Genomic DNA, 23,828 nt, shown 5'->3' with positions numbered 1-23,828 from the left:
CATGATGAGGCTCATGTGAGCCGAAGGGAGGGGTCATGCCGGAGCAGAATGTTCCGCGGGTTGGTCCGGAAGAACTGACTCAACGCGGACTGGTCGCGCGGCGCTACTACCTCGACGGCCGTACCCGAATACAGATCGCCGAGGAACTGGGGCTCTCCCGATTCAAGGTGGCGCGAATACTCGAGGACGCCGTGGCGTCGGGCATGGTCGAGATCAAGGTTCATGCACCCGAGTCCATCGACATCGAACTGTCTCGTGCGCTCAAGGACACCTTCGGGTTACGCATGGCGTTCGCAGTGCGTACGGGAGGGGAGGAGCAGGGCGTTCTCTGGGACGCCGTCGGCCGTGTCACCGCTGATCTGCTCAGCGAAATCGTCACTCCCACTGACGTACTCGGGGTGGACTGCGGTCGAACGTTGTCGAGGATGACGACGCATCTGGATTCGATCGCGACGTGCGACGTGGTGCAGTTGACCGGAATGGCGGGAGCAGTCAGCTCGACCTCGGCCGAGTTGGTGCGTCGGATCACCGAACTCGGTGGCGGACACGCGTGGTCGATGTATGCGCCGCTGGTGGTGGCCGACTCCAGAACCGGCGACGCGTTGCGGGGAAGTCGTGGCATTCAGGAAACGCTGAAACATCATGCGTCGGTGACCAAAGCTGTTGTGTCCATCGGCGCGTGGCAACCGGGGTTGTCTCAGGTCTACGACTTGGTGTCGCCGGCTGAGGCGAAAGAACTGACGGCGCGAGGTGTGGTTGCCGAGTCGTGTGCTTTGTTGCTCGACTCCGACGGTAATCGCGTCGAGGGATTGGACGATCGCCGGATCGGGGTGTCGGAAGAGGACTTGAGGGGGATCGCCGACGTCGTCGCCATCGTCGCGGGCGAGAAGAAACTCGAGGCTGTTCGGTCCGTTCTGAAGTCCGGGTTGGTGTCCTCGCTGATCATCGACGCGACCACCGCTGCGGGGCTGCTTCGCTGACACGCCGCCCGCACGAAGCCGAAGTGGCCGCCTCGGGCGATCGAGGCGGCCACGACGGATCCTGAGGTCAGCTGTGTGCAGGTTCCGGAGTTCTCGCCGGGGCCAGCTTGTCGTTCAAGCCTTCGCCTTCGCCTTCGACGTCGAGGTTCGGCAGGACTCGGTCCAGCCACTTGGGCAACCACCACATCTTGTCGCCGACGATGGCCATGACGGCCGGGACGATCATCATGCGGACCAGGAACGCGTCGGCGAGAATGCCGATGGCCAAGGCGAATCCGATGGTCTTGATGATCACCTGGTCGGTCAGCGCGAAGCCGGCGAAGACGCCGAACATGATGACGGCTGCCGCGACGACGACGCGAGCACTGTGCTGGAATCCGACGATCACGGCCTGCTTCGCGGGGGTGCCGTGGACGTAGGCCTCTCGCATGCGGCTGACGAGGAACACCTCGTAGTCCATGGCCAGACCGAACAGGATGCCGGTCAGCAGCAGCGGGAGGATGAACACGACGGGTGACTGGGTGTCGACGCCGATGAGGTTCGCCAACCAGCCCCACTGGAACACTGCCACCGTCGCTCCGAGCGAGATGGCCACGGACAGAAGGAATCCGAGAGCAGCCTTGAGAGGCACGAGGATCGAGCGGAAGACCAACATCAGCAGGATGAAGGCGAGCCCGACGACCACAGCCAGGTACAGCGGGAACACCGAGGTGAGTTCGTCGGCGATGTCGACTCCCACTGCCGTCTGTCCGGTGACCAGGGCACGGGCGCCGGTTTCGGCGGGCAGGTCCGACATCGTGTCGCGGATCGTCGAGACCAACTCTTTGGTGGCAGCGTCGGACGGTGCGCTGTCCGGAATGATCTGCACCGTAGTGAATCCGACTGCAGCAAGCTGGGGTTCGAGTACCTCGGCGACTGGAGGCACGATGGTCGAGATGTCGGTGCCGATTCCTTCCAGCTTGTCGACGGCGGTGCCGACGGCCGCGACGGGATCCGCAGCACCTTCGGTGTCGACGACGACGACGAGGGGACCGTTGGCGCCGGGGCCGAAGTTGTCGGCGATGGTGTCGAACGCGACGCGGTTGTCACTGCCGGTGGGGGCGGTACCGTCGTCGGGCAGTGCCAGTTCCATCGAGGCGATGGGCAGCGAGACCACAGCGGCGACAAGCAGACCTGCGACGAGCGCGGGCCATTTGAACGCGCTCACCTTCTCGACCCACCGCTGCCCGTTGGTGCGTGTCTCCGGGTTCTCGGGATCGACGGTCTTCAGGCCTTTGATCTTCCCTCCGAGGACCTTCCTGCCGGCGAAACCGAGGATCGCGGGCAGCAACGTCAGTGCGACGAGCACGGCGATGAACACCATGAAGGCGCCGCCGACGCCCATCTGCGTCAAGAATCCGATGCCGCACACCGAGAGTCCGGCGAGCGCGATGATGACGGTCAGTCCGGCGAAGATGACCGCCGACCCGGCAGTGCCGACGGCTTTGCCTGCCGCTTCCTCCAGTGAATGTCCCTGTCTGACTTCGCTTTGGTAGCGGGACATGATGAAGAGCGCGTAGTCGATTCCTACGGCGAGTCCGAGCATCGTGCCCAATGCGGAAGTGACCGAGCTGAGTTCGACGAATGCGCCGAGGACGGTGATGCCCATGATGCCGATTCCGACACCGATGAGTGCCGTCAGCAGGGGCATGCCTGCGGCGACGAGCGATCCGAAGGTGATGGCCAGGACGATGATCGCGACACCGATGCCGATCAGTTCTCCGAGGGGAACCTCTCCCATGGCCGTGACGGCGTCGCCACCGACAGCGACGGTGAGTCCTGCGTTTTCACCGACCGTCTTCGCCTCGTCGAGAGCGGTGCGGTCCGCGTCGACGAGATCGATAGCCGGCGTCGTGTAAGTGACGGTCGCGTAGGCGGCCCGACCGTTCTCCGAGATGGTGCCTGCGGTGAACGGATCCGTTGCCGACGCGACGTGCTCGGACTGGACCGACGCGATGGCGTCGGCGACTGCGGTTCGATTCGATGGTTCCGTCAGCGACTGGCCTTCGGGCGCTTCGAACACGATGCGTGCGGTGGCACCGTCTGCGGATCCACCGCTGCGCTCGGAGATGAGCGAGAAGGCTTCGGTGGACTCGATGCCGTCGAGCTCGAACGAGTCGGACGTCTGGGTGTTCAACGTGGACGCGCCGAGCACTCCGAGCAGCAGTAATACCACCCAGACGCCGGCGACGAGTTTGCGATGCAGGAAGGACCATCGGCCCAGCCTGAACAGTTGCCATGCCATGGGTGGCACCTTTCGATTGGAGGTGATCTCTGATTGAGAAGCGTAAACCTACTTGGTAGTGACTACCACATTTCTGACCCGTGACGGTAGTCACTACCGAAAAGGGGGCAGCTGCTACATTGCTGAGCATGGGGTTACGTGAAGTGCACGCGGCGCAGACGCGTGAGTTGATACTCGACGCGGCATTCTCGCTGTTCCTCGATCGCGGATACGAGAAGACGACGATGGAAGAGATCGCGGCCAAGGCCGAGATCGGCACGACCACGTTGTACCGGTATTACCCAACGAAGGACCTACTGGTCGTCGGACCGTTGGAGCTCAACGGGCAGATGGCGGACGAGCTGCGTTCGCGCCCCGAGGACGAGCCACTGGAGGTGTCGTTGGGCCATGCGCTCCGTGCGCTGCTCCTCACGCCTCGGGCGGGCAGTGAGCGCTTCGTGCAGATTCAGCAGATTCTGGACGTGACGCCGTCGCTCACGACACGGCTGTTCGAGCAGTACATGCACGAGCGCGTGATGCTCGAGCAGGCGGTCGCCGACAGGCTCGGACGCCCGCACGACGACCTGTACAGCAAGGCGACTGCCCGGATGGCGACGATGGTGCTCGAGCTCGTCGGCGAAGGAAGCCCCATGCGCGAACTGGGTGACGATGCCGAAGCGCTGCCGCGGATCCTGGGAAACTTGAAATCAGTGATGCAGCAGTTGCATTCGGAACCCCCATTGCTCCCGCGGTTGGACGACTAGCGCGTCCAGCGGATCCTGATCGGGCCCTTGGCTGTCGACGGATCCACGACCGAACCTTTCTGGGTGATCTGAACTTCCCCGGCGTCGACCAGGCGGCGTGCAGCTTTGCGCACCGGCTCCATCAGGTCTCGCCAGTCGTTCTCGGACATCGCGCGCGCTACGTCCGACGGGCAGATCGTCGAATCCCGCGAGCGGGCGTCGAGCAGCTCCCGGATCTTGTCCTCCAGCTGACGGTCCGTCGCGCTCACCTTGTGCCGCCGGCAGGAATCGCTGCAGTACTTGATGTCATCCCAGTTCTTCTCCCACTTCTTGCGCCACTCGATGCGCCGCCCACACGACGCACAGGTCTTGTCCGCGGGTGTCGACTGCTTCGGTCGACGAGTGTGGGCCACCCTGTCCACGGTAACCCTGTGTATCGGGGACCGCGTGTGACATGCCTCGGAATCACCGTTGTAACTGGTGAGAAACGTGCCTCCTTTACGTTTCGGATTCCGACAAATCAGGAGGGTTTTCATGGTGCGATCCATCGCGGAACAGGCTGCCGAGACCATCAGTCAGGGCATCGGTAGACGGAACTTCATACGCGCGGTGGCTGCGCTCGGCGCGGGTGTGGGAGTCGCTGGGTCCGCGTCCGCCTGCTCTTCGTCCGGGTCGAGTGTCACCTCGACCAGTGCTGCAGCACCACCAGGTTTCGGTGAAATACTGCAGCCCGGAGCTGGGGAAATCGCGGGGGATCACTACCTGAGTTCGGAGGTCGACCAAGTTTTGTGGGGCTACGTCCCGACGATCGAGTCGACGCCCGCCCTGCAGATGAAGTCGGGTGAGACCATCACGATCGACGCGTTGAGTCACGAGGGGATCCTCGAGGATCAAGGTCGCGATCCGGTCGAGTACTTCGGAGGACACGGCGTCGCGCGATCGGACGTGTTGTCCGACGCGATCGACATCGCGGCCGAATACGACCGGACCGAGAGGAACTTCGACGTGGACGGCCCTCATGTTGTGACGGGTCCGGTCTTCGTGGAGGGTGCGCAGCCGGGCGATGTGTTGAAGATCGAAACTCTGGAGGCAACGCCGCGGGTGCCATACGGAGTCGTGTCGAGCAGACACGGTAAAGGGGCGCTGGCCGTAACGGCATCGGGTGACGCACCCGCCGGGATCGGGCTCGACGAGGTCATGCCCCCCATCGACGGTGACGGACGCAGTTCCGGTGACCCGACGGCGTACGGCAACGTCTCGACGTTCACCGCTGTCGAAGATGGCAAGGGAGTGATGCGGTACGGGGATGCGGCAGTGAGGTTTCCGTTGCGACCGTTCATGGGAATGATGGGTGTCGCCTATGCGAGCGATCCTGGGTTGACCTCGCCCAACGCGAACTCCATCCCGCCGACCTTGGGCGGTGGCAACATCGACGTCGGCCTGCTCGGTGTCGGGTCCACGTTCTACCTTCCAGTCTTCGCCGAAGGTGCGTTGTTCTACGTCGGTGACCCGCACATGGCGATGGGCGATGGTGAAGTTGCCCTCACTGCGATGGAGGGTTCACTGCGTGGAACGTTCCGTCTCACCGTCTGCACGCCGGGCAGCGGTGACGCTCCTTCGGTTGCGTACTCGTATCCCTTTGCTGAGAACGAGGATTCGTGGATTCCTATCGGCCTGTCCGACCCCGATGGCGCCGTCGGCGGCCAGAGTTCGGACCTGAACGCGGCGATGCGTCGTGCGGTGGTCAACGCACTCGACTTTCTCGAGACCGATCTGGGAATGGATCGCGCAACCGCGTACGCCTACCTGTCGGCGGCGGCGAACTTCACCGTCTCGCAGGTCGTCGACCGTACCGTCGGAGTGCACGGGCAGATTCCGAAGGCGCACTTCGACCTCTGACGTTTCAGCGATGCGTCGTCGCGACGAACTGGCGTGTTGCGGCGTCGACGATCTGTGACGGGGTCACGTCGATCTCGTCGTTCAACCAGGCGACGACGAGTTCGGCCAGGCCTCCGATGAACAGGAGGCCGGTGATCTGCGACTCGGGCTCGGGCAATGCGTGGTCGCCGTAGAGTTCGTGGGCTTCTGCGGCGACGAGGCGGGCGAATTCACGCATCGACTCCCGGCGATGCGTGCGCAGCGACTCGACGGCCGAGGACTCGATCATCGCGACGCGGCCTTTGCGTCGATCGTCGGTGAGGACCGTGACGAACGCGGTGATGGCGTGTCGGACCTGTGCTTCGACGCTGTCCGCGGGGGAGTGGAGTGCGTCCAGGGCTGCGGTGCGGATCTCGTCGGACACCGCGTCGACGACGTTGCGCAGTAAATCGTCTCGGCTGGTGAAGCTCTCGTAGAAGTAGCGTTCGGTGAGTTTGGCCTGTGCGCAGATCGCAGTCATGGTTGCGCCGTTGGCTCCTGAGGCCGCGAACACCTCCAGCCCGGCTTCGAGTAGGCGTGCCCGACGGTCGGCGGCACGGTCGTCGGCGCTCATGCCTGCGTATCTGCGGGTTGTCGACATGAGTAGATGTTGACAGACGCGAGAAGTGTGACGCACACTACAGTTATCTGACAGGGCTCCCTGTCAGATCGAGGAAGGTCTGGCGAATGGCACGAATCCTGGCGGAACCACCGGCTCGATCCCCGTTGAAAGCAGTCTCCGGTGACGGGGGACTGCCCGTCGTCGGTCACACGCTCGAATACATTCGCGATCCCCTGACTCTGTTTCGTAGTCGATGGGACAAGTACGGCGACGTGTCGTGGCTGACGATGGCCGGGCAGCGATGGATCACCGTCCTCGGGCCGGACGCATGCCAGGAGGTCCTGCAGAACAAGGACAAGGCGTTCGTCAACAGCGACGGGTGGTCGCTGCTCATCGGCCCGTTCTTCCACGGCGGGCTCATGCTGTTGGATTCCGACGAGCACCTGCGACATCGACGAATCATGCAGCAGGCGTTCACCCGTGAGAGGCTCGTCAGATCGGTCGACTCTCTCAATCCGGTGGTCGCCTCGGGGCTCGACGGGTGGCATGCCGGTGACGCCGTACAGGTCTATCCGGCACTGAAGGCGCTGACTCTCGACGTCGCGACGTCGGTGTTCATGGGGGGAGCCGAGAACAGCAGCGATGCCGAGATCGACGTCGTGAACGCAAGTTTCGTGGCCTGCGTCCAGGCTGCCACGTCGATCGTTCGATACCGCCTACCCGGGACTCGATGGAAGCGTGGGCTCGACGGACGGAAGGTGCTCGACGACTTCTTCCGGCGTTATCTGCCTGCGCGTCGCGCCCGCGAGACCGATGATCTCTTCTCCGTTCTCTGTCACATCGAATCCGATACGGGTCAGCGTTTTTCGGACGACGAAGTGGTCGACCACATGATTTTCTTGCTGATGGCGGCGCATGATACCTCGACCATCACGCTGTCGACGATGATGCAGTATCTCGGGCAGCATCCGGAGTGGCGGGAGAAGTGCCGAGCCGAATCGCTTGCGCTGGAAACGGAGTCGCCGACGCTGGATCAACTCGACGAACTGGTGAGCGTCGACCTGGTCATGAAGGAATGCCTGCGCCTCGTGTCGCCGACTCCCGTCGTGGCTCGTCGCGCTGTGAAGGACACCGAGGTGCAGGGAAAGTTCGTCCCCGCCGGAACATACGCATCCGTAGCCCCGCACTTCACTCATCACATGGCGCAGTACTGGCCGGATCCGGAGAAGTTCGATCCGGACAGGTTCTGTGCAGATCGACGCGAGGACAAGGTTCATCGCTACGCGTGGGAGCCGTTCGGCGGCGGAGTGCACAAGTGCATCGGAATGTTCTTCGCCGGAGCGGAGATCAAGACGATCATGCATCATCTGTTGCTCCGATTCGACTGGGAAGTCGACCCGAGTTACGTTGCACCACTGAACTTCACGTCGCTGCCCTTCCCGGAGGACGGGCAGCCCGTGAAGCTCCGGCTCAGGTGAGGCGGCTCGTCAGCCATCCGACGATGTCTGCGGTGACTTCGTCCCTGTTCGTTTCGTTCAGGATCTCGTGGCGGGCTCCGGGGTAGATCTTCACCGTCACATCGCTGAGCCCGGCCTCGCGGTAGCGCGCGGCCAGTTGTTCGATCAGCTGTCCGCCGCCGGCCAGCGGGTCGTCGGATCCCGACGTGATCAGCAGCGGCAGATCGGACCGGATCTCCTCGAGCTCGTGCGGATCTGCAAGCTTGTCCGCCTCGGTGAACAACGCGGGCACCGTCGCCGCGGGCAGGTCGAAGCCGCACAGCTCGTCGGCGACGTAGGCGTCGACTTCCGACTCGTCGCGCGACAACCACTCGTATCCGGTGCGGTGCTCGAAGGCGCTGTTGAACACGCTGAGATCACCGGCCGGGGCGTCGACCATGCCCGCGGCGAGCACATCGAGGGTGGTAGACCCGGACAGGACCACGCCCTCGTACAGATCGGACCGCTCGATCAGAACATGTTGGGCAGCAAACGAACCCATCGAGTGTGCAAAGAGGAACAGAGGTAGGTTCGGGTACTCGTTCAACAGGTGCTCGCCCAGTTGTTCGATGTCCGCCCACAGCGCAGGAAAGCCCCGTGCCCCCAGATCGCCCGGTGTCTGCTCGATCGACGCGCCATGGCCTCGATGATCGGATGCCACGACGTGAAACCCGGCGTCGTTCAGCGCCCCGGCGAAGCGGGCGTATCGACTGCCGTGCTCGGCAAGACCATGGGCTATCTGAACGACACCACGAGCAGGAGTGACCGCTGTGGGCCAGGTATTGGTGCTGATCTCGAGCTGATCCTGCTTCGAGGTGTACGACGCTGCAGTGGGCACTGGTTGGTCTCCTTCGGTGCTGAGGGGTGCATCCATGCTAGGCCCGAAGAACCGGCGAGAAGTGCTCGACGACCGGAAACGGATCGTAGAAATGATGCAGCAACGCCTTCCACTCCTGGTACTCCGCTGATCCGCGGAAACCCTCGGTATGGGCTTCGAGGGTCTCCCATTCGACGAGCAGAAGGTAGACCCCTGGTTGCTCCACGCCGCGCGAGAGGGAAAGTGTCACGAACCCCGGCATCGTCGAGATGATCGACTTGGCGTGCGCAAAAGCGGTCTCGAATTCCTCCGAGCGAGCGGGTGCGACGTGAAGGAGAGCGTGCTCGAGAATCATGCACTCATTGTTCACCGAGCGGGGTACAGTACCGAGCCGGGGGCGGTATGAAGAAAGATCAGGAAAAGACGTTCTGGTCTCTGTGGATTGCGACTTTCGGGCTGGACCCTTCTGGCCTACGCGATCGGGATGATGGCGTTCACCGTCGTAGACGAGGGGTTCCGCTCCATCGGGGTTGTTGTGTTGAGTGCGGTGAGCGGATTGCTCTGGACGCCGGTGGCGTACTTCTTCACGGCGTGGGCGATCGTTCCCCTTCTCGCAACGATCATCACAGCATTCCGCTACTTCAGGTCCAGAACCGGTCCGGGGAAGTCACGACAGGTGTGACTTCCCCGGTACCGGCCGTGCAGCGTCGCTACGCCACGTTCAAGGCGAGTTCGTCGTCCGCGACGTCGACCGATACGCTGCCGCCTTCGGCGAGGATGTCGTCCAGGAGCAGGTCGGCGATCTTGTCGTCGAGTGCCCTCTGGATGGATCGGCGCAACGGCCGGGCACCGAATTCGGGCTGGTGACCGTTCTTCGCCAGCCAGTCGACGGCCGAGTCGCTGAACGTGATCTCGATGCCCTTGGCCGAGAGACGTTCCCGGCTTTCGGCGAGCATCAGATCGGTGATGCGATGCAGTTGCTCGGTATCGAGCTTTCGGAACACCACGATTTCGTCGATGCGGTTGAGGAACTCCGGTCGCATCGATTCACGGAGGCGTCCCATGACTCGCGCACGCAAGGGCTTCTCGTCGAGGACACCGGTGTTGAATCCGGTGCCGCCGGACTTGCTGGAGATGATGTCCGAGCCGAGGTTGCTGGTCATGATCACCACGGTGTTCCTGAAGTTCACCGTGCGGCCCTGACCGTCGGTCAACCTGCCGTCGTCGAGCACCTGGAGAAGTGTGTCGAACACGTCGGGGTGGGCCTTCTCGATCTCGTCGAGCAGCACCACCGAGTACGGATTGCGCCGCACCTGCTCGGTGAGCTGACCGGCTTCGCCGTAACCGACGTATCCGGGAGGTGCACCGACGAGTCGACTGACGGTGTGGCGTTCGCCGAACTCGCTCATGTCGAGGCGCAGCATCTTCTTCTCGTCACCGAACAAAGACGAAGCCAAGGCTTTCGCGAGTTCGGTCTTGCCGACGCCGGTCGGACCGAGGAACAGGAAGCTGCCGACGGGACGGTCCGGATCGCTCATGCCGGTCCGGCTGCGCCGGACCGCACGGGCGATGGCCTCGACGGCCTCGTCCTGACCGACGACGCGCTCGTGCAGTTCGGATTCCAGACGCCGTAGACGTTCCTTCTCCTCCTGCGTCATCTGGCTTGCCGGGATGCCGGTTGCCCGCGAGACGATGTCGGCGATGTCCTCGGCGGACACCTCGGGTGCATCGTCATCGGATTTTCCGTTCAGGCGGTCCTGCAGCCGCTGTGCTTCGTCGCGAAGCTGAGATGCGCGCTCGTAGTCTTCCTTCTCGATGGCCGTCGCCTTCTCGACTTCCACTGCGGCGATCTTCTTCTCGATCGCGTCGACGTCGATGCTCGGCCTGGCGAGTTGCTTGCGGGCACCCGCCTGATCGATCAGGTCGATGGCCTTGTCCGGGAGGAAGCGGTCACCGATGTAGCGATCGGAGAGTTCGACGGCGGCACTGATTGCCTCGTCGGTGAAGGTGACACCGTGGTGCTCCTCGTACCGACTACGCAGCCCGGTGAGGATGGCCTTGGCGTCGTCCACGCTCGGCTCGGGAACCGTCACCGGCTGGAACCTGCGTTCGAGGGCGGGGTCCTTCTCGATGTTCGTGCGGTACTCGTCCAGGGTGGTGGCGCCGACGATGTGCAGTTCGCCGCGAGCGAGCTTGGGCTTGAGGATGTTTCCGGCATCCATGGCGCCCTCGGCGCCTCCGCCCGCGCCGGCGATGGTGTGCACCTCGTCGATGAACACGATGAGCTCGTCGGAGTGCGCGACGATCTCGTCGATCACCTTGGTCAAGCGCTCCTCGAAATCACCGCGGTAGCGGGTGCCCGCGACCATGGACGACAGGTCGAGTTGCACGATGCGCTTGCCCGACAACCGATCGGGAACGTCACCGTCGACGATGCGCTGAGCCAACCCTTCGACGACGGCAGTTTTGCCGACACCTGCTTCGCCGACGAGGACCGGGTTGTTCTTGGTGCGACGGGAGAGGATTTCGATGGTCTGCGCGATCTCGTCGGAACGGCCGATGACCGGGTCGATACCACCCTCGCGCGCACGCTCGGTCAGATCGACGCCGTACTTGTCGAGCGTCGGCGTCTCGGACTGCGACTGCGGTTCCACGGAACCACCCTTCAGTGCGGTCTGCAGGCCTTCGGGAGTGATGCCCTCGTCCGCAAGCAGCCGGCCGGCGATGTGCTCCGGATCGGCGGCGAAGGACAGGAACAGGTGTTCGGGATCGATGTACGTCGAACCGAGGCTTTGTGCGATGTGGTGAGCCTCGAGAATGGCGGTTTTCAAAGTGCTGCTCAGGGTGGTGGCGCTTACCGAGGTCTCGCGCGCCTGGGGGAGCCGAAGCTCCACGGCGTCCGCCACCGAGTCGGGCGTCGCACCCGCACGGTGCAAGAGGTCCTGGGTGGGGTCGTTCTTCGCCATGACGTGCAGAACGTGCAGTGCATCCAATTCTGCATCACCGCGACCGGCAGCGAACGTGGCTGCATCTCCGATGAGCGACTGGGTAGCCGTGCTCATCAAACGGCTGATGTCGATACGGCGGGGACCCTGCGGACCCAGGTATGCCGGCATTCGTTCCTCCTACTGCAAGGTTGAGCGTCTTCGGCTCAATTAACGTGCTCGCGACGATATCAATTCCCTCCGACAAGAATTAATTCCCCCGGGCAGCACGAAGCCCCGCCGACCACGGTCGACGGGGCCTCATGCTCGGAGACGCTCGGTCGATCAGCTCTTCTTCTTGGTGCCGGGCAGAATGCCCGCATCGATGACGGCCTTGACGTACGGGCGGACACTGGTGACCAGGGCTTCCGCGTCGGGCACGTTCTTCCAGATCGACGACGCCAGCGCATCGGTCCTGGCTTCGATGTGCGCGTCCTGTTCGACGCCTCGATCGGTGAGGGCTTCTCGCCCGTCGGTGGTCGTGAGCAGTCCGCGGGAAGCGAGACGATCCGCGGCAGCGGCCCACTCCTCGTCCGACCACTGGCGGGTGAGTTGGGTGATGCGCTTGCCGAGCACTCGTCGAGCTTTCGGGTCCGGATGCTCCGCCTCGTGGAACACGACGGCTTCCGTCGGATCGAGTTGGGCGTCGACGAGTGCGGCCAGGTGCCCGTCGCCTCGCCATTCGCGGATCACGGCGATGGAATGCCACAGCGCCAGATGTGGTGCGTCCGGTCGCTGTGTCGAGTGCCATGCTGCAGACAGTGGCCGACCTGCGAAACAGGCGGTGTCGCCGATGTCGCGCAGTCGATCGGCCACACGGGGGAGATCGGGGTCGGACGCCAGTTCGCCCAGTGCGTCGCCGAGGACGGTGTCGAGCATGGTCCAGCGGCGTTCGGTGATCTTCTCCAGCCCGGCGTCGACGGCGGCCGGCCACACGCTCTCGATCAGCGCGGGATTGAAGTTGTAGAACGTCGCCGCGACGACACTCGCCGCGGTCTCGCCGAGCGGTGCGGCACGCGACCCGACGTACCACGCGTGCCCGTCCACCCCGGCGTCCGCGGAGACCGTCTTCAGCAGGGGATTGAAATAGGCGGTGATGTGAAACGGCTCGAACGTCGTGTAGGCGGCGCGGGCCAGGGCGGTCGATGTGTCGCTGCTCATGATCACCGAACCTACCTGCCGTCGGGTCGGCGCCTCAGGCTCTTGGCGAGATGGACACCTGTGTGCGTGTCGGTGTTCACCAGATCCGCGACCGTTCCGGTGAACACGACCTCACCTCCGCCCAGACCGCCGTCGGGTCCGAGATCGATGACCCAGTCGGCCGCTGCGACGACGTCGAGGTTGTGCTCGATGACGATCACGCTGCGGCCCTCGTCGACCATGCCGGACAACAGTGCGATGAGATTCGAGACATCCGACGGGTGCAGGCCGGTAGTGGGCTCGTCCAGGACCAGGATGGGAGACGACCCGACCAGTTCCGTCGCGAGCTTGAGGCGCTGACGTTCTCCACCGGACAACGACGAAAGATTCTGGCCCAGCGAGAGATATCCGAGGCCGACGTCGGAGCACCGGTGCAGGATGTCACGAATCTTCTTGACCTCGAAGAAGTCCTGCGCGTCCTCGACGGACATCTCGAATACGTCCGCGATACTGACATCGTCGACGGTGTGCCGGATCGCTCCCGGCCGAAAACGCCGTCCCTGGCACGTTTCACAGGTACTGGACACCGGGTCCGTGAACCCCAGATCGGTGAAGATGATGCCGCTGCCCTGGCAGTCGGGGCAGGCACCGTCGGAATTGGGAGAGAACAGGGACGCCGGCTGGCCGGTCTTCTTCGCGAAGTACGCGCGGATGGGGTCGAGGAGTCCGGAATACGTTGCGGGGGAGGAACGCCGTGATCCGCGGATGGGCGATTGGTCGATGATGACGGCGTCGGGTGCGACCGAACGCAGATGACCGTGGATGAGACTCGATTTCCCCGATCCCGCGACGCCGGTGACGGCTGTCAGAATGCCCAGTGGAATGTCAGCATCGACGTTCCGGAGGTTGTGGGTGTCGGCGCCGGTGATGTGCAGGTAGCCGGTGGGTGTTCGTGGAGCGGAGATGGAGTGACCGTCGCGGCGGAGCGCACGACCTGTTCTGGTGTCGGCCGCCACCAATTCGTCGTAGGTTCCTTCGAACACCACGTTCCCTCCGGTTTTGCCTGCGCCCGGACCTATTTCGACGATGCGATCGGCGATGGCCATCACTTCCGGATCGTGCTCGACGACGAGGACCGTGTTTCCCTTGTCTCGCAGCGCAAGGAGCATGTCGTTGAGGCGGTGCACGTCGCGTGGGTGCAGGCCGGTGGTCGGCTCGTCGAACACGTAGAGCATGTCGTTGAGCGTCGCGCCGAGGTGGCGCACCATCTTGATGCGCTGAGATTCGCCCCCGGACAGGGTCGACGTCGCTCGGTTCAGACTGAGGTAGCCGAGCCCGAGATCGACGAGCCTGCGCAGTTGCAGCACGATCTCGTCACGGAAGGTGTTCAGGTCCTTCAGGTTCCATCCGGCGATACGCTCAGCGAGTTCGGACACTTGCATGGCGAAGGCGTCGGGTAACGACAGTCTGTGGAGGGTCGCGCCGCGGATGGCCTCGTTGTAGCGGGTGCCGCCACATGCCTCGCACTCGCCGCGTGTGACGATCCGGTCGAACGCTGCCTTCGCTTTGCCCTTCAGCGCATCGGCATCCTTCGACAGATAGCTGCGGCGAAAGCGCGAAACGATTCCTTCGTAGCTCTTCATGAGGGCCTCGGTGTTGACCACGTCGACCTCACCGGGCTTGGCATCGAAGAAGATGTGGCGTTCACGGGCGGAGTACTGCTCGACGGGAACGTCCAGATCGAACAACCCGGAGTCGGCGAACACCCGGTACGGCCACTTGCCCGGCTCGAAGTCCGGGTGCTTGAAAGGGCCTTCGCGCAACGACTTCGATTCGTCGACGAGTTCGGCCATGTCGATGATCTTCGCTTCCCCGAGTCCCTCGCATTCGGGGCACATGCCGGCCGGGTCGTTGAAGGAGAACGCGTTCGCGTAGCCGATCGACGGCGTCACCCCGCGGGACCACAGCATGCGCAGCCAGTCGCCGATGTCGGTGATGGTGCCGACGGTCGACCGGGGCCCTCCGAACAGACGCTTCTGGTCGACGATGACGACGGCGGAGAGGTTGGCGATCAGATCGGCATCGGGTCGGCCGTAGGAGGGAAGGAACGTCTGGGCGAATGCGGTGAAGGTCGAGTTGATCTGGCGCTGCGCTTCGGCGGCGATGGTGTCGAACACCAACGAGGATTTGCCGGAACCGGAGACTCCGGCGAACACGATGAGCCGACGCTTGGGTAAGTCGAGGTCCACGCCGTGCAGATTGTTCTCGCGTGCGCCTCGAACGAGGATGGTGTTCAAGGCTTCGGCTGTGGTCATCTCTGCAGGCACCTTTCGACAAGCTCGACGCATCCGACGGGATGCTCGCGCAGCATACCGTACAGTGTACGGTAAACTCTGGTTTGGTTAGGCAACCCATAGGTTGACGTCGTGATCCGCGGGGTAGGCGAGATCACATGAGCTTCCCCGGAGTATTGAACAGCCTCGAAGATGCGTCCTTCCTGGACAAGGAGAGCGATGCGATCAACGGCGTCCTTAAGCCCGCACTCGACGACACAGTGGTCGGTGGGCTCCTACGCGGGTCGTTCGTGGGCCACCCCATCCACCCCGCATTGGTGAACGTCACGGTCGGCGCGTGGACGAGCGCCGTCGTGCTCGACCTCGTCGGCTTTGAGTCGAAGGCCGCTCAGCGGCTGATCGGGCTCGGTCTGCTGTCGGCGCCCGCAACCATTGCCACCGGGTGGGGTGACTGGTCCACCCGCGGCCCACGTGCACGCCGAGTCGGGATCATCCATGCGGGAGCGAACGCCACCGGCGTGTTCCTGTTTCTCGGCTCGTTCCTCCGCCGACGCCGTCGCACGGACGGAGCCGCGAAGGGTCTCGCGCTCGCCGGACTCACCGCCGCCGGTCTCGGCGGCGTCATCGGTGGTCACCTTGCCTACAGTGTCACCGAGGAGCCGGCCGAGCAGCCCGCGTTCGACGAGCACCAGCTGACGTAGAACCTCGAATCCACGCGGGGCGGGACAATCGCCTTCGGCTACTTTCGTCCCGCAGCCCATTTCATGCCCCAGCCGTACTTCTTGTCGAGATCCGACTGGCTGCCCTGGATGTATTCCACCAAGCGGGTTACGGTGACTCCCTGTTTCCCGCTCTCCAGCAACGCAATTGCGCAGATTCGAGCGGAGTTGCTGTCCGACTCGAGCTTCACCTCGACCTGTGGACCCGAGGTCGGGAACAGGGTGACGACGCCGTCGACTGCGGCCCAGTTGGGGGCGCCCTCGTAGATCATCGCGAAGATCAGGACCCGCTTGAACATCTCGGGGCGGGCGAGGTTGATGTGCATGTTCTCGCCGCCGACGACAGTGCCCGAGCGATCGTCACCGTCCAGTGCGATGTACGGAGCGCGATCGACCGCGCCGAAGCTGTTGCCGAGCGCCTGAATGACGCCCTTGGAGCCGTCGGCGAGTTCGTAGAGGCAGCCGAGGTCGAGGTCGACGCCGCCGGTCCCGTAGGACGCCGCGGCCAGCTTCGCCAGAAAGCCCTTCTTCTTCGGTGCGGGGGTCGCACCCGTCGACCAGTTCAAATTGACACGCATCGTGCCCTGTGACTCGCCCGCCTTCGTCAGGTTCACCGAGGGCGCCGACTTGGACAGCGTCACCTTGCTCAGGCTCACTGCGGGCGTTGCCGGGGTCGAAGGCTTGCGGGTGTAGTCGATCGCCATGAAATTTGCCTACTCGTCGTGGTGTCCGTTTTGTCTTGTCCGAGAATAGCGGGCAAACGTGTCGGTACCCCTCGGTACGGTTCTTTTCATCAGCTTCACCCGCGCGAGTCCGCGCACTTTCTCAGGAGGTTTTCTTTGACGAATCCACAGTTGTCTCTGGTGGCCGCGTTGCTCGACCGCTCGGGTTCCATGAACGCCATTGCCGATGACACTCGCGGTGGTTTCGACTCGTTCATCGCGAAAGAGCGTGCGCACGAGGGTGACACGATGGTCACTCTTGCGCAGTTCGACGATCGCTACGACATGGTCTACAGCTCGCAACCGATCGATTCGGTTCCGCCTCTCGTGCTCGAGCCTCGGGGCATGACGGCGCTGTACGATGCCATCGGCCGGCTCATCACCGATGTGGGCTCGGAGCTCGCAGCAACACCCGAGGACGAGCGTCCTGGTTCCGTCACCTTCCTCGTGATGACCGACGGTCACGAGAACGCGAGCAAGGAGTGGAGCAACACGGCTGTTCGCACCCTCATCGAACAGCAGGAGCGGGACTATCAGTGGGACTTCGTGTTTCTCGGCGCCAACATCGATGCAGTGGACGTGGGCACCGGCCTCGGCTTCGCCCGTGACAAGTCCATGACGTACGTGTCCACCACCGTGGGCGTCACGTCCGCGTTCGATTCGGTGGCGAGCTATCAGAGTCGCAAGCGCGCCTCGGTGATGGGGGCGCCCCCGGTGCAGGGCTTCTCGGAGGAGGATCGTCGCCGAGCTCGAGGGGAGTGAGCGAGCCCGCTACCGCCTGGGGGCGAACTGTTTTCGGTATGTCGTGGGTGCAACCGCGAACGCCGAAGCGAAGTTCTGGCGAAAGGTCACCGTGCTGCCGAATCCGCAGGCAGTCGCGACGTCGTCGATGGATTTCGTCGTCGTCTCCAGCAGGCTCCTGGCTTCGTCGAGGCGTCGATCCAGCACCCACCGTGCGGGCGTGGTTCCGGTTGCCGACTGGAACTGCCGGATGAAGCTCCGCCGGCTCATGTGCGCACGTTCGGCTAGCCGGTCGATCGGTAGAGGCTCGTGCAAGCGTGCAAGAGCCCACTCCAGGACGTCGGCGATGGTCGTGTCCTCGGCGTGCGTGACGGGCCGCTCGATGTACTGGGCTTGACCGCCCTCGCGGTGGGGTGCGACGACGAGGCTGCGCGCGACGGAGGTGGCCGCGGCGGATCCGAGGTGCTTGCGGACGATGTGCAGGCACGCATCGATCGACGACGCGGTTCCCGCCGACGTGAGGACGTCGCCGTGGTCCACGTAGAGCACCGAGGAGTCGGGTTGTGTCTGGGTGGTCCTCGCTTGCAGTTCCGCCATCTTGGTCCAGTGCGTGACGGCCGGGCGGCCCGCGAGGATGCCTGTGTCGGCAATCGCAAAGGAGCCGAGGCACAGTCCGGCGACCTCTGCGCCGCGCCGATGAGCTTGTCGTATGCGTGAGCCGAGTTCGACGTCGACAGGCGGCAGGGACACCGGCCAGGACGGGACGATCACGATGTCCGCCCATTCGATTGCCTCGGGTCCCGCGAGGTCACCCAACGAGTAGCCCTCGGCCGTCCTTACCTGCTGTGCATCGTCCGACCACACGCGCGTTTGCCAGTCCTGCGCCTCGTCGAGTCGAGTGACCTCGCCGAACACCATGAGCGGCGCGGCGAGATGGAACATGGTGATTCCATCGAATGCGTACAGCGCAATCTTCATACCCCTCCAACTGTGGCGCAAAGTCATCGAAAGTATGCATCCGTGCCACTCGTCGGCGCAAGAATCAGGCTGAAGAATCGGAGCTACCCAACACGAGGAGGATGACCATGACTGCACCACGCCGCGCGCTGATCGTCGTCGACGTCCAGCAGGAGTACTTCGACGGTGTACTGAAAATTCAGTACCCACCGCGCGAGGAGTCGCTGGCCAACATTGCCAGCGCCATCGAAGTTGCTGCCTCGCAGGATATTCCGGTTGCGATCGTGCAGCACGAGATGCCGGAAGGGTCGCCCGCATTCGTCAAGGGCACACCCACCTGGGAACTCCATCCGCGGATCGCTGCGCTGGTACAACCTACGTTCGAACGCGTCGAGAAGAAGTTCAGCAGCGTGTTCGAGGGAACCTCCGTCGCGGAGTGGTTGACGGCCAACCGGATCGACACGATCACGATCGTCGGATACATGACCAACAACTGCGACCTGGCCACGGCAGCCGGTGCGGAGGCGCTCGATGTCAGCGCTGAGATCCTCTCCGACGCCACCGGCGCGATCAATCTCGCGAACGAGGCCGGCACGGTGTCGGCAGAGGATCTGCACAGCACGTTGATGGTGCTCTATCAGTCCAACTTCGCCGCGGTGGCGTCGACGTCGGACTGGATCGAGGCCGTCAAGTCCGGATCGAGCCTCACCGCGAACAACCTGGTCGTGTCCGCAGCCCAGGGGAACGACACTTTCGGAGGAGAGTGACCTCAGCGTCGACGGCTTGCGCTCCGTGATTCGCGGTTCGTCAAGCGGGCGCCTGCCTCGTCGAGAAATCGAAGGAACATACGAGTTTTTCGGACCAGGTGTTCCTCGACCAACGGAGAGCAATCGACGCGCGCCACCACGGCAACCGCGTCGGGCGAGACGCGAAATGCCATGTCGGGCCACGATTCTGCCAATCGAAGTATCGACGCGGGTGTGGGCGGCTCCCCGGTGTAGGTTGCCGAGTACTCGACGACGGCCTCGTCGTCGAGTACTCGGATGTGCGCGTCGCGGACGAGGCGATCCACGGCGACAGGTCCTAGCACGGCGAACACACGCGAGGTCAGATCGTCGTCCGTTCGGGCTCGGCTTCCGTCGAGGATCCAACCCGGCGAAGCGCCGGTGGCGTCGAGCGCCAGAAACGATGGGTGGCTGATCCGTCCGAAATCCCGGAACAGTGTCATGACCGTGCGGGCAATGGGCGTGCCGTTGCCGCTGATCCTGAGCTCCGTGCCGTCCGAGTGCGACCGGGCGGGGCTGGCGCGCCACCGGGCGTACGCGAGGGTCGTTCGCTCCTCCGCAGTGCGTGCGTCGAGTAGCGACCTGGGGACGTGCGCCACCGCGTCGACGAGGTCACGGTCCTTGGCGAGAACCACCGACAGTCCGCTCACCTGCCAGACCGAGTCCGACAGAAGGGTGAGGGTCTGGGGTGCGCGCATGCCGTCGAGATACCGGCCCAGACGGGCAGCGAACACTGTCCAGGACGTGTTCACTTCCGTGTCGAAGTCAGGGTCCTCGATCATGAGGCCTCCTGAACTGGACAAGTTTTGAACTATCCGAACCATGATAACTGCTGGTCCGACGGGTGCGGGCCCACTGGGTGGGCCGAGGGTTGCGCTCGGATTGCTACGCCGTCAAGATTCGAGGGGCAAACGACTTCGGGTGGGAGCGAGTGCGGTGACGGCTGTTCGACGTGGGTTCCTGGTAGTTCTGCTCCTCCTGGTGGCCTCCGGGGCGACGATGTTCGCCCACGCTGATCCGCCGCCCTCACTGCAGCAACAGGTCGAGCGATGGGCCTCGGACATCGGGGCGCCGAGTATCTCCGTGCAGATCGTCGATTCCGACGGGCTCGTCGACGACGCCTCGTCGGGGCCGGATGCCGGCGCCCCCTTCGTGTGGGGTTCGGTGTCGAAACAGCTCGCGGCAGCCACGGTTCGAGGGCTGGAGCGTGACGGCCTTCTCCAGGACGACACCGTCGTCGTCGACGTCCTGCCGCAGGCCGAGCACCTGCTCGGTGACCCGCAGGTCACCGTCGGCGACCTGGTTCGTCACACCAGTGGGCTACCGCACGACGTCTCCGTCACCGACGACTGGACCCGTCGGGAATCCGCGTCGGATGTTCTGGCGTCGATACCGCAACCGAGCGGAATGGGCGCGCGAGGCACGTTCCGGTATTCGAGCCTCAACTATCTGCTCGTGCAGGCCGTGGTCGAGCAGGTCTCCGCCGGGCAGTATGCGGATGCCGTCCGCCGGTACGTTCTCGATCCTGCGGGCGCGTCGGGCACCATCACCGATCCCGACGCCTTCACCGCGGCCGTCCCGGACGGTCACGTTCCGTTCTTCGGGACCTCCAGGTCGGTGGACGTGGGCGTGGATTCGGCGGGGCTCGGTTACGGATACCTGGCCGGGACGATCGAGGACCTCGGCCGGTACGCGTCGTGGCGGCTGGACAACCTGGGCGATCCCGTGGTGGCCGAGACCGGTCACGGCACGGCGTACGGCGACGGTCTGTACAACGAGGACATCGATGGTCACGACGTGTGGTGGCACTCGGGTGCGGTGCCCGGCTACTACACCTACGTCGCGCTGGTGCCGGGGGAGGACCGCGCAATCGTGCTGGCCACCAACCGGTATGGCGAGATCGAGGCCGAGCGTGTGGCGGCCGTCGGCAGAAACGTGACGACTCTGGTGCTCGACGGGTCCGCGTCGGATCTGCCGTCGTCGATGGCGCCGGCGGTGTTGGGCACCCTGCTCGGACTCGCGACTGCTCTGCTGGCGGCGTCGGGATGGTCGGTCGTGCGTGGAACGAGAGAGCGCTCTGCTGTGGGTGCGATCGTTCGGAGCGTCGCCGCTGTCGTGGTGGGAGGGGCAGTGATCGTCGGCGTCCTGATCGGTGTCCCGGCTTTGGCGGGCGGGACGTTGTCGGCGATGTGGTTGTGGGCGCCGGACGTGACCGTTGCGTTCTGGGTGTTGCTCGCGGCGGTCTTCGTCGCCACCGTAGTTGTGGTCATAAAATCCGCGGCCGGGTACCGAAAACTGCGTTCTCGCACTGCCGAGGGGTGACGAGCAGGCCCTGCTCGGCGACGCCGACGGGGCTACCGATGGGTAACTAAGCCGTACCCAACACTGCCCCGCACGGACTCGCGTCGGCAAGTTTAAAGTTGGAGGTGGACGCATCCAAAAGACGACGTTGAAACAGAGGCAAAGGCGAACATGACAGCAAAACAGCCGACCATCATCTACACCCTGACCGACGAGGCGCCGATGCTGGCGACTCACGCGTTTCTGCCGGTCATACGTGCTTTTGCCAGCGCGGCCGAGATCAACGTCGAATCCAGTGACATCTCTGTCGCAAGCCGCATCCTCGCCGAGTTCCCCGATTACCTGAACGAAGACCAGCGCGTCACGGACAACCTGGCCGAGCTCGGGCGCCTCACCCAGGACCCCGACACCAACATCATCAAGCTGCCGAACATCAGCGCCTCGGTCCCTCAGTTGCTCGCAGCCATCAAGGAGCTGCAGGACAAGGGCTACGCCATCCCGGATTACCCGGGCAACCCGAAGACCGACGAAGAGCGCGAGATCCGCGACCGCTACACCAAGTGTCTCGGCAGTGCAGTGAACCCTGTTCTGCGTGAAGGCAACTCGGATCGCCGCGCACCGAAGGCCGTGAAGGAATACGCCCGCAAGCACCCGCACAGCATGGGTGAATGGTCGCCCGCGTCGCGCACGCACGTCGCACACATGCGTCACGGCGACTTCTACCACGGCGAGAAGTCGATGACGGTCGACGGCGACCGTGAGGTGAAGATGGAGCTGCTGACCGAGAGCGGCAAGACCGTCGTCCTCAAGGAGAAGGTGTCGCTGACCGACGGCGACGTCATCGACAGCATGTTCATGAGCAAGAAGGCGCTCATCGAGTTCTACGAAGAGCAGATGGAGGACGCCTACAAGACGGGCATCATGTTCTCTCTGCACGTCAAGGCCACGATGATGCGGGTGTCGCACCCCATCGTTTTCGGTCACGCGGTGAAGGTCTTCTACAAGGACGCGTTCGCCAAGCACGGCGAGCTGTTCGAGGAGCTCGGCGTCAACGTCAACAACGGCCTCTCGGATCTCTACAGCAAGATCGAGTCCCTCCCCAGCGCACAGCGTGAGGAGATCATCGACGATCTGCACAAGTGCCACGAGAAGCGCCCCGAGCTGGCCATGGTCGACTCGGCACGCGGCATCTCCAACTTCCATTCGCCCAGCGACGTCATCGTCGACGCATCCATGCCCGCGATGATTCGCAGCGGCGGCAAGATGTGGGGAGCGGACGGACGGCCGAAGGACACCAAGGCAGTCAGCCCCGAGTCGACGTTCTTCCGGATCTACCAGGAGATGATCAACTTCTGCAAGACCAACGGGGCGTTCGACCCCACCACGATGGGCACCGTTCCCAACGTCGGTCTGATGGCGCAGAAGGCCGAAGAGTACGGCTCGCACGACAAGACGTTCGAGGTCCCCGAGGGTGGCGTAGCGAACATCACCGACCTGGCGACGGGTGAGGTCCTGCTGACTCAGGACGTCGAAGAGGGTGACATCTGGCGTCTGTGCATCGTCAAGGATGCGCCGATCCGCGACTGGGTCGCTCTGGCGGTGCGCCGCACCCGTGAGTCCGGCATGCCGGTCGTCTTCTGGCTGGACCCGTACCGCCCGCACGAGAACGAGCTGATCGGTAAGGTGCGCAAGTACCTGAAGGATCACGACACCGAGGGTCTGGACATCCAGATCATGTCGCAGGTCCGCGCCATCCGCTACACGATGGAGCGCCTCATCCGCGGGCTGGACACCATCTCCGCGACGGGCAACATCCTCCGCGACTACCTGACCGACCTGTTCCCGATCCTCGAGCTCGGCACGTCCGCCAAGATGCTCTCCATCGTTCCCCTGATGGCAGGCGGCGGACTGTACGAGACCGGTGCAGGCGGCTCGGCTCCGAAGCACGTCAAGCAGCTCATCGAGGAGAACCACCTCCGGTGGGACTCGCTGGGTGAGTACCTCGCCCTCGCGGTCAGCCTCGAAGACCTCGGCACCAAGACAGGCGGCAAGGCAACGGTTCTCGGCAAGGCACTCGACGCTGCCACCGGAAAGCTCCTCGAGAACAGCAAGGGCCCGTCGCGCTCGACCGGCGAACTCGACAACCGCGGAAGCCAGTTCTACCTCGCCCTGTACTGGGCCGAGGAGCTCGCCGCACAGACCGAGGACGCGGATCTGGCGAAGCACTTCGAGCCACTGGCAAAGGCCCTGGCGGAGAACGAAGATCAAATCGTCAAGGAGCTCAACGACGCTCAGGGCACGGCCGTGGACATCGGCGGATACTACTTCCCCGACCAGGAAGCCACCGCCGCCGTCATGCGTCCGAGCAAGACGTTCAACGAAGCTCTGGCCGGCTTCATCGCCTGAC

General features: G+C 63.9%; 21 protein-coding genes and 1 pseudogene. 10 read left to right on the top strand and 12 right to left on the bottom strand.

Annotated elements, in window-relative coordinates:
* Positions 1 to 35: 35 nt before the first annotated feature.
* Complete coding sequence (locus CH289_RS17800; protein WP_019667701.1) at positions 36 to 980, top strand: sugar-binding transcriptional regulator; 945 nt, start codon at positions 36 to 38, stop codon at positions 978 to 980.
* Positions 981 to 1,047: 67 nt separating this feature from the next.
* Here the strand turns inward: CH289_RS17800 and CH289_RS17795 are convergent, their stop codons facing one another.
* The gene (locus tag CH289_RS17795; protein ID WP_094728284.1) at positions 1,048 to 3,264 is read right to left on the bottom strand and encodes an MMPL family transporter; all 2,217 of its coding nucleotides are present in this window, start codon (positions 3,262 to 3,264) and stop codon (positions 1,048 to 1,050) included.
* Between the two features lie 128 nt (positions 3,265 to 3,392).
* Here CH289_RS17795 and CH289_RS17790 point away from each other — a divergent pair, with 128 nt between their 5' ends.
* Positions 3,393 to 4,007: a TetR/AcrR family transcriptional regulator gene (locus CH289_RS17790; RefSeq protein ID WP_033187951.1), complete on the top strand. Its 615-nt coding sequence runs from the start codon at positions 3,393 to 3,395 to the stop codon at positions 4,005 to 4,007.
* On the opposite strand, the gene CH289_RS28780 is transcribed toward CH289_RS17790, so the two are convergent.
* Positions 4,004 to 4,255, bottom strand: a complete 252-nt coding sequence (locus tag CH289_RS28780) for a DUF3253 domain-containing protein (protein WP_230594088.1) — start codon at positions 4,253 to 4,255, stop codon at positions 4,004 to 4,006. The two genes, CH289_RS17790 and CH289_RS28780, sit on opposite strands and share 4 nt — an antisense overlap.
* A 15-nt stretch (positions 4,256 to 4,270) precedes the next feature.
* Positions 4,271 to 4,522 (bottom strand): annotated as a pseudogene (locus tag CH289_RS28775) (DUF2256 domain-containing protein); the annotation flags it as partial.
* On the opposite strand from CH289_RS28775, the gene CH289_RS17780 reads away from it, so the two are divergent.
* Positions 4,521 to 5,885 (top strand): acetamidase/formamidase family protein, encoded by a 1,365-nt coding sequence (locus CH289_RS17780; RefSeq protein WP_094728283.1) that lies wholly within the window; start codon positions 4,521 to 4,523, stop codon positions 5,883 to 5,885. The pseudogene CH289_RS28775 and the gene CH289_RS17780 overlap by 2 nt on opposite strands.
* A gap of 4 nt (positions 5,886 to 5,889) precedes the next feature.
* Here CH289_RS17780 and CH289_RS17775 read toward each other — a convergent pair whose 3' ends face one another.
* A complete protein-coding gene (locus CH289_RS17775; protein WP_371828051.1) occupies positions 5,890 to 6,504 on the bottom strand; it encodes a TetR/AcrR family transcriptional regulator in 615 nt (204 codons plus the stop codon).
* 86 nt (positions 6,505 to 6,590) lie between these two features.
* Between CH289_RS17775 and CH289_RS17770 the strand changes: the two genes are divergently transcribed.
* The gene (locus tag CH289_RS17770) at positions 6,591 to 7,943 is read left to right on the top strand and encodes a cytochrome P450 (RefSeq protein WP_020112725.1); all 1,353 of its coding nucleotides are present in this window, start codon (positions 6,591 to 6,593) and stop codon (positions 7,941 to 7,943) included.
* Here CH289_RS17770 and CH289_RS17765 read toward each other — a convergent pair.
* Both CH289_RS17765 and CH289_RS17760 read right to left on the bottom strand, forming a co-directional pair.
* The gene (locus CH289_RS17765) at positions 7,936 to 8,799 is read right to left on the bottom strand and encodes a lysophospholipase (RefSeq protein ID WP_256977306.1); all 864 of its coding nucleotides are present in this window, start codon (positions 8,797 to 8,799) and stop codon (positions 7,936 to 7,938) included. The genes CH289_RS17770 and CH289_RS17765 overlap by 8 nt on opposite strands.
* A gap of 37 nt (positions 8,800 to 8,836) precedes the next feature.
* Complete coding sequence (locus CH289_RS17760) at positions 8,837 to 9,133, bottom strand: antibiotic biosynthesis monooxygenase family protein (RefSeq protein WP_094728281.1); 297 nt, start codon at positions 9,131 to 9,133, stop codon at positions 8,837 to 8,839.
* Between the two features lie 87 nt (positions 9,134 to 9,220).
* Here CH289_RS17760 and CH289_RS17755 point away from each other — a divergent pair, with 87 nt between their 5' ends.
* Entirely contained in the window at positions 9,221 to 9,460 is a 240-nt protein-coding gene (locus CH289_RS17755; protein WP_143545108.1) for a hypothetical protein, read from the top strand.
* Between the two features lie 28 nt (positions 9,461 to 9,488).
* Here CH289_RS17755 and CH289_RS17750 read toward each other — a convergent pair whose 3' ends face one another.
* The 3 genes from CH289_RS17750 to CH289_RS17740 form a co-directional block, all read right to left on the bottom strand.
* Positions 9,489 to 11,894, bottom strand: coding sequence for an ATP-dependent Clp protease ATP-binding subunit (locus CH289_RS17750; protein WP_094728279.1), 2,406 nt, complete (start codon positions 11,892 to 11,894; stop codon positions 9,489 to 9,491).
* Positions 11,895 to 12,047: 153 nt separating this feature from the next.
* Positions 12,048 to 12,923 (bottom strand): SCO6745 family protein, encoded by an 876-nt coding sequence (locus tag CH289_RS17745; protein WP_462052403.1) that lies wholly within the window; start codon positions 12,921 to 12,923, stop codon positions 12,048 to 12,050.
* Between the two features lie 11 nt (positions 12,924 to 12,934).
* The gene (locus CH289_RS17740) at positions 12,935 to 15,217 is read right to left on the bottom strand and encodes an ATP-binding cassette domain-containing protein (protein WP_094728277.1); all 2,283 of its coding nucleotides are present in this window, start codon (positions 15,215 to 15,217) and stop codon (positions 12,935 to 12,937) included.
* Between the two features lie 137 nt (positions 15,218 to 15,354).
* On the opposite strand from CH289_RS17740, the gene CH289_RS17735 reads away from it, so the two are divergent.
* A complete protein-coding gene (locus CH289_RS17735) occupies positions 15,355 to 15,897 on the top strand; it encodes a DUF2231 domain-containing protein (protein WP_094728276.1) in 543 nt (180 codons plus the stop codon).
* Between the two features lie 38 nt (positions 15,898 to 15,935).
* Here the strand turns inward: CH289_RS17735 and CH289_RS17730 are convergent, their stop codons facing one another.
* Entirely contained in the window at positions 15,936 to 16,619 is a 684-nt protein-coding gene (locus CH289_RS17730; protein WP_033187935.1) for a TerD family protein, read from the bottom strand.
* Between the two features lie 135 nt (positions 16,620 to 16,754).
* On the opposite strand from CH289_RS17730, the gene CH289_RS17725 reads away from it, so the two are divergent.
* Positions 16,755 to 17,399 (top strand): vWA domain-containing protein, encoded by a 645-nt coding sequence (locus CH289_RS17725; RefSeq protein WP_306427526.1) that lies wholly within the window; start codon positions 16,755 to 16,757, stop codon positions 17,397 to 17,399.
* A gap of 9 nt (positions 17,400 to 17,408) precedes the next feature.
* Here the strand turns inward: CH289_RS17725 and CH289_RS17720 are convergent, their stop codons facing one another.
* Positions 17,409 to 18,356 (bottom strand): GlxA family transcriptional regulator, encoded by a 948-nt coding sequence (locus CH289_RS17720; RefSeq protein ID WP_020112744.1) that lies wholly within the window; start codon positions 18,354 to 18,356, stop codon positions 17,409 to 17,411.
* Between the two features lie 107 nt (positions 18,357 to 18,463).
* Between CH289_RS17720 and CH289_RS17715 the strand changes: the two genes are divergently transcribed.
* Positions 18,464 to 19,102 carry an isochorismatase family protein gene (locus CH289_RS17715; RefSeq protein ID WP_026347465.1) on the top strand — a complete coding sequence of 213 codons (639 nt, stop codon included), beginning with the start codon at positions 18,464 to 18,466 and terminating at the stop codon, positions 19,100 to 19,102.
* A 2-nt stretch (positions 19,103 to 19,104) separates the two neighbouring features.
* Here the strand turns inward: CH289_RS17715 and CH289_RS17710 are convergent, their stop codons facing one another.
* The gene (locus CH289_RS17710) at positions 19,105 to 19,902 is read right to left on the bottom strand and encodes a TY-Chap domain-containing protein (protein WP_094654637.1); all 798 of its coding nucleotides are present in this window, start codon (positions 19,900 to 19,902) and stop codon (positions 19,105 to 19,107) included.
* Positions 19,903 to 20,056: 154 nt separating this feature from the next.
* Here CH289_RS17710 and CH289_RS17705 point away from each other — a divergent pair, with 154 nt between their 5' ends.
* Positions 20,057 to 21,442 carry a serine hydrolase domain-containing protein gene (locus CH289_RS17705; RefSeq protein WP_256977303.1) on the top strand — a complete coding sequence of 462 codons (1,386 nt, stop codon included), beginning with the start codon at positions 20,057 to 20,059 and terminating at the stop codon, positions 21,440 to 21,442.
* Between the two features lie 150 nt (positions 21,443 to 21,592).
* Positions 21,593 to 23,827 (top strand): NADP-dependent isocitrate dehydrogenase, encoded by a 2,235-nt coding sequence (locus tag CH289_RS17700; protein ID WP_033187930.1) that lies wholly within the window; start codon positions 21,593 to 21,595, stop codon positions 23,825 to 23,827.
* Position 23,828: the final 1 nt, after the last annotated feature.

It is taken from the genome of Rhodococcus sp. RS1C4, assembly GCF_002258225.1.
Classification (GTDB): Bacteria; Actinomycetota; Actinomycetes; order Mycobacteriales; family Mycobacteriaceae; genus Rhodococcoides; species Rhodococcoides fascians_E.
This window is presented reverse-complemented; position numbering and strand designations above follow the sequence as displayed.

Excerpts from the sequence above, each read along its gene's own strand:
- CH289_RS17745 (WP_462052403.1), bottom strand. The coding sequence starts at position 12,923 with ATGAGCAGCGACACATCGACCGCCCTGGCCCGCGCCGCCTACACGACG.
- CH289_RS17795 (WP_094728284.1), bottom strand. The coding sequence starts at position 3,264 with ATGGCATGGCAACTGTTCAGGCTGGGCCGATGGTCCTTCCTGCATCGC.
- CH289_RS17800 (WP_019667701.1), top strand. The coding sequence starts at position 36 with ATGCCGGAGCAGAATGTTCCGCGGGTTGGTCCGGAAGAACTGACTCAA.
- CH289_RS17750 (WP_094728279.1), bottom strand. The coding sequence starts at position 11,894 with ATGCCGGCATACCTGGGTCCGCAGGGTCCCCGCCGTATCGACATCAGC.
- CH289_RS17760 (WP_094728281.1), bottom strand. The coding sequence starts at position 9,133 with ATGATTCTCGAGCACGCTCTCCTTCACGTCGCACCCGCTCGCTCGGAG.
- CH289_RS17730 (WP_033187935.1), bottom strand. The coding sequence starts at position 16,619 with ATGGCGATCGACTACACCCGCAAGCCTTCGACCCCGGCAACGCCCGCA.
- CH289_RS17710 (WP_094654637.1), bottom strand. The coding sequence starts at position 19,902 with ATGATCGAGGACCCTGACTTCGACACGGAAGTGAACACGTCCTGGACA.
- CH289_RS17715 (WP_026347465.1), top strand. The coding sequence starts at position 18,464 with ATGACTGCACCACGCCGCGCGCTGATCGTCGTCGACGTCCAGCAGGAG.
- CH289_RS17790 (WP_033187951.1), top strand. The coding sequence starts at position 3,393 with ATGGGGTTACGTGAAGTGCACGCGGCGCAGACGCGTGAGTTGATACTC.
- CH289_RS17770 (WP_020112725.1), top strand. The coding sequence starts at position 6,591 with ATGGCACGAATCCTGGCGGAACCACCGGCTCGATCCCCGTTGAAAGCA.
- CH289_RS17780 (WP_094728283.1), top strand. The coding sequence starts at position 4,521 with ATGGTGCGATCCATCGCGGAACAGGCTGCCGAGACCATCAGTCAGGGC.
- CH289_RS17700 (WP_033187930.1), top strand. The coding sequence starts at position 21,593 with ATGACAGCAAAACAGCCGACCATCATCTACACCCTGACCGACGAGGCG.
- CH289_RS17720 (WP_020112744.1), bottom strand. The coding sequence starts at position 18,356 with ATGAAGATTGCGCTGTACGCATTCGATGGAATCACCATGTTCCATCTC.
- CH289_RS17775 (WP_371828051.1), bottom strand. The coding sequence starts at position 6,504 with ATGTCGACAACCCGCAGATACGCAGGCATGAGCGCCGACGACCGTGCC.
- CH289_RS17740 (WP_094728277.1), bottom strand. The coding sequence starts at position 15,217 with ATGACCACAGCCGAAGCCTTGAACACCATCCTCGTTCGAGGCGCACGC.
- CH289_RS17735 (WP_094728276.1), top strand. The coding sequence starts at position 15,355 with ATGAGCTTCCCCGGAGTATTGAACAGCCTCGAAGATGCGTCCTTCCTG.